Annotated in this window: 9 protein-coding genes and 1 pseudogene; 1 reads left to right on the forward strand and 9 read right to left on the reverse strand. The window is 37.1% G+C overall.

From position 1 onward, the window contains the following. Positions 1–200 precede the first annotated feature (200 nt). Entirely contained in the window at positions 201–1,109 is a 909-nt protein-coding gene (locus P343_RS35420) for a GNAT family N-acetyltransferase (RefSeq protein ID WP_023511666.1), read from the forward strand. Between the two features lie 172 nt (positions 1,110–1,281). Here the strand turns inward: P343_RS35420 and P343_RS35425 are convergent, their stop codons facing one another. From P343_RS35425 to P343_RS37850, 9 genes and pseudogenes are all read right to left on the reverse strand, one after another. Next, the gene (locus P343_RS35425) at positions 1,282–1,545 is read right to left on the reverse strand and encodes a holin (RefSeq protein ID WP_023511667.1); all 264 of its coding nucleotides are present in this window, start codon (positions 1,543–1,545) and stop codon (positions 1,282–1,284) included. 431 nt (positions 1,546–1,976) lie between these two features. Further along, entirely contained in the window at positions 1,977–2,204 is a 228-nt protein-coding gene (locus P343_RS35430) for a hypothetical protein (RefSeq protein WP_023511668.1), read from the reverse strand. A 113-nt stretch (positions 2,205–2,317) separates the two neighbouring features. Continuing rightward, positions 2,318–3,373: a Cfr family 23S rRNA (adenine(2503)-C(8))-methyltransferase gene (locus P343_RS35435; protein ID WP_023511669.1), complete on the reverse strand. Its 1,056-nt coding sequence runs from the start codon at positions 3,371–3,373 to the stop codon at positions 2,318–2,320. A 1,686-nt stretch (positions 3,374–5,059) separates the two neighbouring features. Then, positions 5,060–5,491, reverse strand: coding sequence for a hypothetical protein (locus P343_RS35440; protein ID WP_023511672.1), 432 nt, complete (start codon positions 5,489–5,491; stop codon positions 5,060–5,062). Then, positions 5,491–6,021 (reverse strand): RHS repeat-associated core domain-containing protein, encoded by a 531-nt coding sequence (locus tag P343_RS0119305; protein WP_084297858.1) that lies wholly within the window; start codon positions 6,019–6,021, stop codon positions 5,491–5,493. Before P343_RS0119305 ends, P343_RS35440 begins: the two co-directional genes overlap by 1 nt. Before the next feature lie 8 nt (positions 6,022–6,029). Next, positions 6,030–6,962, reverse strand: coding sequence for a DMT family transporter (locus tag P343_RS0119310; RefSeq protein ID WP_236620378.1), 933 nt, complete (start codon positions 6,960–6,962; stop codon positions 6,030–6,032). 86 nt (positions 6,963–7,048) lie between these two features. Continuing rightward, entirely contained in the window at positions 7,049–7,852 is an 804-nt protein-coding gene (locus P343_RS35445) for an N-formylglutamate amidohydrolase (RefSeq protein WP_023511673.1), read from the reverse strand. A 217-nt stretch (positions 7,853–8,069) separates the two neighbouring features. Next, positions 8,070–8,423, reverse strand: coding sequence for a pentapeptide repeat-containing protein (locus P343_RS35450; RefSeq protein WP_422784836.1), 354 nt, complete (start codon positions 8,421–8,423; stop codon positions 8,070–8,072). 12 nt (positions 8,424–8,435) lie between these two features. Then, positions 8,436–8,570 (reverse strand): annotated as a pseudogene (locus P343_RS37850) (pentapeptide repeat-containing protein); the annotation flags it as partial. Positions 8,571–8,651 lie beyond the last annotated feature (81 nt).

The following is an 8,651-nucleotide window of genomic DNA, read 5'->3' on the forward strand; positions in this document are numbered from 1 at the left end:
CTTTCTTCTCGCAAAGAGAGGAGGATAAACCTTCCACTTCCATAGCCGTTGCCGTGTCCCTAACTGCTCTTAAAATACTATGAATCTAGCATTTACACTGCAATTCATGTACGATATTCTTGGAAAAATCCTTTTTTCCGATCTCGTTCATTTCCACTAAAGTTTAACGATCAAGGATTTCAGAGACAGGTGAGAGAAAAATGGGTATTGAAAAGCTTAAAAAAGAAAGAGTCAAAGATTTTTTGAACTATTGTACGAAACATCGTGCGGAATTAGATGACTCGTATTTATACGGCGAAGAATTTGAGAACTTTGAGCCAAATGAAAAGAACCCGACTTATATTTTAATGGATGACGCAGAAAAAATCATTGGTGCAGCCTCACTCGTCATAGACGATTATTACCGCAGCGGAAAGAAAGCACGTTTCAGGATTTTTCATACAGAGACCGGAAACGCATCAGATTACAAAGAGCTGCTGCAGGCTGTCAGCAAACACGCAGAAGGAATGGACAGTGTGTTTGTGTTCATTCCCCTAACAAATAAAGCATTGCTGAATATGGTTGAAAGCCTGAATTTCAAACTCTGGCGATATTCCTTTCTACTGGTCAAAGAAAGTATTTCAGAGTATCCGATTGAACTTCCGGAAGATTATTCGATCCGACCACTTATTCCAGGAAAGGATGAAGCGGTATGGTGCGAAATTAGGAATGAATGCTTCGCCAAACTTCCAGGCAGCGAGACACCGATGACTGAAGAAATCATCCGCGACAGAATGACTGGTTCTGATTATCTTGAAGACGGTGCACTCATCCTCTATCATCAGGATCGTGCAATCGGCATTGTACAGGGACTGGATGACGAGTACGATAACGCACCGATTATGTGTATCGGACCGCTCGCAATTATCCCCGAATATCAAGGACGCGGACTCGGCCGAACGCTGCTGCGCGCTTCAATTAATTACGCGAAACAGCACGGTTACACACGTACCATCCTATGTGTCGATGGAAAAAACGAACGGGCAAAGACGCTCTACCTCCATGAAGGATATAAGGACGTTCATTCGGATGTCGCCTATACCTTCGATCTGAAACAAAGAAATAAATGATCCACATGAAGCATGGCCAGTCAGTATAGCCGTGCTTTTTTATTTGCTAAAAAACAGGGGGCAATAGAATAAGAAAGATTCAATAATGAGTGCGTGTGTATTAAATAAAGGCAATTTCGCAAGAGCATTATTCTTTTTATGTATCCCAGCAAAGCCGGGTAGGGCCATTCTGTTAATCTTTGGTATTCCCTGGTCGATCATTTAGTGCAAGCTCAAACAATCCGGTACTAGACAATCCGGCAAGTCCACCAGCCCATAACCGGAGCACAGGTGGCAGATCAGTAAATGGATAAGCCGCAAGACCGATGAGCAGACCAACGCCAAATGCGATCGCCGGAACAGCATTCTTCGGAATTGATATACTTTTTTTTATCAATTGTGTTACCGCAGTAATGATGGGCAACATAATCGTTGCAAGAGCGAGTACTTCTGTCATGATGATTCCTCCCGCATATCAAAATTGCCGGCATACGCCGACTCGTCTTATTCAAAGATATTCACTTTTAAACAGGACAGACCAGTTTTTTAAACGACTAAGCCATTAGTTTTTTGTCGAGAAGGTTCTAAGTGAATCCATAGATGAGAAGAAAATCACCCTGACAACTATAGAGGGCCCAAAAGTACTTTACGATATTTAGTGCATTTGTTACCTCCCCTTAAAAAATGATACATTTTGGGTTTGAGAAAGAATCCATCCTGTTCAATGTGCATAAACAAAAGAAATCCCTATAGATGATCAAAAACAATGATCGCAGGGATTTCCTTATTTGGTAAACACCTTAACTACAGGCAACAAAATTGTTGGCAATCGGTGGTATGTCTTACGGCTGTAATCACAGGCAGCTTTCTTTTTTGTTCAATCATTATTTAGTGTGATTCAGCGACCTTCTCACCTGTCTCATTCATCACTTCAGATTTAATTTTCCATTCCTCCGCATTGATTACATGTTCTTTACCATTTACATCTGTTAGTGTCATCTGTATCTTCTTAAAGTTCAGTTCATCGACATTAGCTAGGGCTTCCGCTACGCTTTCCGCTTCACTATCAGTAATAATTACCGTTGTGATGGTGTTAAAAATTTTGTATTTCTGCATTTTTATTTGCTCCTTTGTTTTTTTATACATTCAGAGTATTAACAGGTAAACACTTTTCATGCTTTTTGCTGTACAACGGCAACAAACAAGATAACGCAAAGTTATTGTCGACTTTAACTCTTTTTATTTATTTTTTGATACTGACCATATAATTGCCCGCAGGCTGCATTAATATCAATCCCAAATTGACTTCTGATCGTGACATGAATCCCTGCTGATTTTAATTCGGAATAAAATGCGTCTACTTTCCTTTCATTTGATATTCCATAATGCACTGGAGCATCTATGGTAGGATTATATCTAATAATATTCACATGGTACAATTTACCAGAATGAATCCTTCCTTTAAGAAGTTTGATCACAGCCTTTGCATGATCTATAGAGTCATTAAATCCAGGTAACATGATATAAGCAATATATACTTTCTTTCCTGTTACTCGAATATGGTCATCTAACTCGTTCATAACATCTTCTAAAGGAAAGCGATCGTTCACGGGCATCAAAGAACTCCGTTGTTCGTTAAAAGGCGAATGCAATGAGAATGTTAAGTGAACTTGAGGATAGTCATGAGTCATTCTTCTAATGTTAGGTATAATCCCCACTGTCGAAACAGTTATCCTCCTTGGGCTTAGTCCAAATAATGTCGAATCTGTTAATATACCCAAAGCACTAAATACATGTCCATTCATAAGCGGTTCGCCCATTCCCATAAACGCAACACTGTCCAAAGATTGGCCTTGTAGATAAAAATAAAGTACTTGATCGGTTATTTCGTCTGCCGTTAAGTTTCTTTTTAGTCCAATAGCACCGGTTGCACAAAACTTGCATCCTAAATTACATCCACATTGAGAGGAAATACAAAATGAATGCCAACCAGCTTTAAATCTCATACCTACAGTTTCTACCCTATTAGAATCAGGTAGTCTAAATAGAACTTTATGAATTTGCTGAGAAGATTGTTCTGACACCGGATCAATGCTTAAAATATTTGTACCGAATTCTTTTACTAATTGCTGTCTTAACGTTTTGGGTAAAACATCCATTTTTTCAAAGTCACCAATTCTTTCCTTGAAAATAGAGTGGATGATTTGTTTGAATCTGTAATCGGGCTGATCTATATTCCTTAAATAGTGTTGTATTTTTTCGTATTTGGTTGATGTTTTTAACATTTTAATACATCCCTTCACAATTCGTTCAAATAATAAATGAGATAAAGTTTATTAATTGAAAATATAGTAGAAGGGAGAAGTGACTCTAGCCAATAAAAAAGACACCAGAAAAAATACCGGTGCCAACGTTTATATCCAATCTGTATTAAATCTAAGATAGACTAATAAATAGTACATCTCTTACAGATTTTCATAAATTGAGGCAAATAATTTCCGGCCACTGTTTCTATAGAGGATGTTTGGCTTAAAAAAGAGCAGACTACTCCCCTTAAAAACAAAATGCCAGAAATTTTATTTTTTTTACCGAATTTAATTCGCCAAAAAGTTAACATACCTTTGCCTCCTTTCATTCATAAATTATTAAAGTAGCAGATAAAATTAATGAAAAACTGGTTTGATGTTTTTCTCAAAACGCCAGGATCCGGCAGATGATTTTCTGCCCCATTTTCACAATTTCTGGGACGTAAAAACGCCCCCTATCCAAGTTCAGAATAGGAGGCATAAGTACGGATGAACGCGGAAAAGACGCTTAGCCGCTGATCGCCGACCCTACTCTGAAAAAGTCCGTTTGAAGGCATACATACAGATAAACGCTCTGCATCTGTAATGCCTTCCATGTGACTGTTTCATCAATAGGATCAGCTTTTCATTGGCCTTTGGTTCACCCTTCCGATCATTTTATTATTTTAATTGTATAACACAACACTACATTTTGTAAAATGAGACAATTTAATAGTACTTGTTATCTGAATTCTGAATTCCTCTTTCTCGTTCTTTTGACATTATTTTGCCACCTTCGTCATTGTATATCCTATAAACATTACAATAGATAACCCCACTGATGCACCCATTTTAAAACTTGAGAATGGGTGGGAACATGATACTTATCCACAAACGAAGAACATTACCATAAGCATCATACGAATATGAGCCCACCTTGTCACCGAATTGATTAACAATCTGGATTACATCTCCACGCTGATCCGTCAAAAAATAGTAAGGTGTGGTTTTCCAGGCACCCGTTGGACCTTTGTCCCGAACAACCATACCGACGATATGACCATTTGGATCCCACTGATAATAGTGATAGGACTGAATATCATACTAATTATCGACTGTCAATCAAATCAAACGATGTTAAAAGCCGTTTGATAACAGTCATTATCATATGAAGCAACTGTCAATTGTTATTAATGAAAGTCAGCTTTTTTCAATGCTTGGTCACTTTTTAGTCACTCGAAAGGAGCAGATAATGATGTACGCAGTTGATGCATTGACTGAAAAAAACAATCACAAATTGATTACCCTAAGGAGTATGAAAAAGAGCACCGCCACGACCTGCCGGCAGGCTCCATTTATTGGGCGGTCGTTCACGAAATTGAACCCCTTGAAAAACAAAATAAGGAGCCTCAAAGCCTAAGCCTCGTCTCCCCATAGTTCTTCCACACTCGTCTAGAAAGTGTGCCAGTCGAATGACCACGCGCAGGGACGGCTCTTTTGTTTCTCCGCTTAAAATCCCGGATAACACCCCAGACCAAATTCTGGACTTTTTTGCACCGAATCCCATTCTTTTATTAGTTGTATAATAAATATGTTCATTTAGTGGTTTAAATAATAAAAGGAAAGTTGCCAACATGATAGGCTGACAACTTTATAAAGTCCATGTAGTTTTAATCAAAATGGTTTCTAAATATCCTCTAAAGTTTCAGCGTATCGATCAACGATTGTTTTAGATTGAAATTCTGCCTCCTCTTCATTAAATTCTTCGTCATGATGCCATTGACAGTAATGAACAATTTCATGAGCAATAGTTTCTAAAATAGCAAAGAATGCATCTATTTTACCCCTTTCTTGAACAAGTTCATCAAAGTCTCCTGTAGCAACCCTAATATAGGGTTCTTCATTCTTATTAAAAGGGCCAAAAAATGATCCTGTTACTAACTCATGAGTTTCAATAGTCTTGATACGATATGCCTTTTTAAGATAAATAACTACTCTAATTGGGAAGTCGTATTCATTTCTTAACCATTGACAGAAATAAATGACAACGTTACGAACTTCCTCGTTAACACCTTTTTCACATCTCAATCTAAGCCCTGTTCTTTTTTTATTCGGCATTAATACCACTTACTTTCACGTTTTCTTTGATGTGTTTTACTTGGAGTATGTTTTTTCATTGCCCTGTTAGGATTTTTATTTGATCGAGATTTGAAGTTGGATTGCTCTCTTTTCTTTTCAGTCACTTCTCTCCCCTGCTTTTTTCTATTTGCTTTTCCTTTAGAGCCTTGACGTTCAGCATTCATAAAATAAGCTTTTACTTTTCTTGAAAGTTGCCAAACTCCATACCCTGTTAAGTAAGCTCCAGCAGCTATTAATGTTCCAGCAGCAACATATTCTCCGATTACCGGGATAAAATACACAGCTACTAAGAATGCAAAATTACCATCAGGATCCACATTTGAAATAAGATTGTTTTTCGCATAAGTATATCCATTTTGGGATAAAGAGTCATTATCATCACCAGGATCTGTATCCATCGCTAAAAAGTTTCCATTCTCCGGATCATAGTAACCAGCTTTTAAATAGTAATGCTGTGTCTCTGAATCATAATAGTAACAAGCATAACGGACAGAATTATCTTTTGCTATTTCCCCGTCTACACTAAAGGTGTTGTCTTTTTATAGGTGCTTACAGCAAAAACATTAACACCAATAACACCAAGGATAACGAGGACGGCCCCAATATAATGATAATAGAACAAGGTTTCATGTAGGAAAACGGCACCGGAAAACACAGCAATAATGGTTGTGAGATTGGTGAAAACCCCAAACTTTGAAGCTTCAATTTTAGATAAGGCAAAATTAGCCAAAAAGAAAGCAGTAAAAGATGCAAAAATACCCAAAACTAAAATGGATACAAAAAACGAGGGATATAAAAATGGCTGAAAAAACTTTGAAATTGTTCCATGTATTAGATGACTAGCTAAAGCCATAAGGTTAAATAACAAAAATCCAATAATAACCATTAAATAAGTAATGTCAGTCATTTTATAATGTCTTGTTGTCGTTCTTGCCAAGACATTATAACCCGAATGGGACAAAGTACTCACAAGCAATAAAATAATACCTAACCAATTTATATAGCCAAACTGAGCGCCTGTCATTATAAAAATAAATATAATACCAAATACAGACAAACAAACTGAAAGCTTTTGTAGCCAGTTGGTCCGTTCTTTAAGAAACAGAGCTGCAAAAAGTAAAGTGAATATAGGAATCATAGCTTGAATAATTCCTGCCTCTGAAGCAGGTAAATAAACAAGGCCTAATGCTTGGGTTAAAAAGTATACAAAGGGATTCAGCAAAACCAGTGGGAGAAGATTAAAAATATCTTTCCAACGAATAGACAATTTTATTTTCGTAAACAACAGGATGATCAGAGAAAAGATAAAGGCAACGGTGAATCGATCCGCCAGAATATCGAGAGGATTTGCAAAACGAATTGCCATTTTAACAAACATTAAAGAAAACCCAATAATACTCACAAAAAGAATTGCCGAAATATAGGGAAAATATCTTTTTGATAAAATCACGAGACCATCTCCAACATTAAACTTAATTATGTGTACCATAAAAGAGTTCGTTCTCTATGTTTTGCTCGCTTAACAATTCGTAAAGTTTAGCAGTAATTTATATTGTTATGAATATAAGACAAGAAATGTTGAAATATTACTTTAAGATTCGCTTTAGCATGTTCAAAGGTAGACTTGTCCCAATGGGTCAATTCTTCTTCACCATAGTAACGATCCCCGATGTATTCTCTATAACGAATTTCGATTTGCATGCTTTCTATCCGATTTCCATAGTTGGTTCCATAATGCTTTGTAATGTATCCTCCAGGAAAAGGATAGTTATCTGAGACCGTGTACCCAGCATCAGACAACAGTCTCATCATGACTTGGGCCGTTTCTCTTGAAGTTGTTAATCCGTTACGATTACCAAGAACAAAGTCCTGAACTACTGGAGGATTCCCAAATTCAGCAAAGCTATGTAAATCCAATAAGATCACTTTTTTATAAGCTGTTAATTTGTTTTCTAAAAGTTGCTTTAATGCCTGATGATAGGGCTTGTAATACCTTTCGATTCGCTGATCTACTTCTTCTCTTGTAAGTGGATGATGATACATGGGTTTGTTTAATGTCGTTTTTTGATACACAAGTGTATGATAATTACCCGTAGGATCTGCTTCAATATCTCGATTAGGATCAGCGACGTATCGGCTGGTGTTGTTTTCTAAGACTGTAACGTGATCTAGGGCTAAAAAATCGTATAATTCACGTAAAAACCAGTCCATGTTTGGTAAAATGACATTTGGCATCAACTGTTTTCTCATTTCAGAGGAAATGTAAGTGCCACTGTGCGGAATACTTACTACGATCGGATGAGTCTGATCAAGTTCATTAAATATAGAGTAGTTTTTCAAATTGCTCACCTCGAGTCAAAAATTTAAGCCAACTGTATTTTGCAAGTAAAAAGTACATAAAGCGAGATCAGACACGCGATAAGAGCAAACTCCAAATCCGTTTCCACGTTTCTTTTAATTGCCACACAAATGTCCATTTTTTGAACATGGTAAATGAGTTTATGTCACAGTATTCGTCAACTGTTCATTTCTAAAGACCCAATGACCATGTTCCGTATTACCCCTGCTCAGAATAGGGATCTTTTACAATCAAACCAAGTGCTTTGGCGAAAATTGCAGCTTGTTCCGGAGATATAATGCAGCCGGAAAGACATTCCACAGTGACAGCAATACTTTGAAACGAGCAACTACTTAAATCTATCCCCTCTAGTTTTGTGGTCAAAAATTGAGCTTTATCAATATTGGATTGACCAAAATTTATTTTACTCAGAGTAGCTGAACTGAAATCACTGCCGCTTAAAACGCACTCATCAAATACAACCTGCTTCATATTCGTTCCATAGAATGATGCATAGTTTCCCGTACAATGATGAAAGGTGATATTTCTGAGATATGTATCATCTGCATTCATACCAACCATCTTGCACTGATCAAATTTCACCCGATGCATGATGGCGTGACTGACATGAACATTGGACAAATCACATTGACGAAACTCCACATCTGAAAGATCAATATAAGGAAAGAATACATTTTCAAAAATTACATTTTGAAACATACTAACCTTAATGGTGCAGAAAGTACGACGGTACTCTTCTGCACCACTTTTGTTTTATAGTGGGAGTGAAGCATCAGGCCG

It is taken from the genome of Sporolactobacillus laevolacticus DSM 442 (assembly GCF_000497245.1).
In the GTDB taxonomy this organism is placed as follows: Bacteria; Bacillota; Bacilli; order Bacillales; family Sporolactobacillaceae; genus Sporolactobacillus; species Sporolactobacillus laevolacticus.